This window comes from Photorhabdus sp. RM96S, from assembly GCF_042879335.1.
GTDB classification, from domain to species: domain Bacteria; phylum Pseudomonadota; class Gammaproteobacteria; order Enterobacterales; family Enterobacteriaceae; genus Photorhabdus; species Photorhabdus kayaii.
Genome location: NZ_JBHFKT010000207.1, coordinates 1 through 366 on the forward strand (window position 1 = coordinate 1; position 366 = coordinate 366).

Below are 366 nucleotides of genomic sequence, written 5' to 3' on the forward strand. Positions count from 1 at the left end.
CCGCCCTGATAACGCCCGGTGCTCTTAGAGCCGGTATCATCCAAATACGTGGCGACTCGCCAGTGCCGGGACTGACGCCAGTCCAGCACAATATCGCTCTCCCCCGGCTGCTCTGCCGGAACAATGTTCATATCCGCCTGCACGGTCGGGAAACGTTGCAAGTTTTCTAATCCCTGCTCAATGTCCCGTAAATCCAGCAGCTTGCCTTCACGCGCGGGAAAGGGGGTTATCCGCTGGATATCTTTCCCGCTGTCCGGGGTATAGCGGATATGCCGGATTTTTCCCGGTATCATCACCAGTTTTAAGGTGTGGGTACGCAAATCCTGGCGAGGAGCCAGAACCCGGCTGGTGACATAGCCGTGATTG

1 protein-coding gene is annotated in these 366 nt (G+C 56.8%); it reads right to left on the minus strand.

Annotation, left to right across the window (positions count from 1 at the left end; translation table 11 throughout):
• The coding region (locus ACGF49_RS25000; protein ID WP_387493455.1) for a POTRA domain-containing protein at positions 1 to 366 on the minus strand (366 nt) is incomplete at both ends.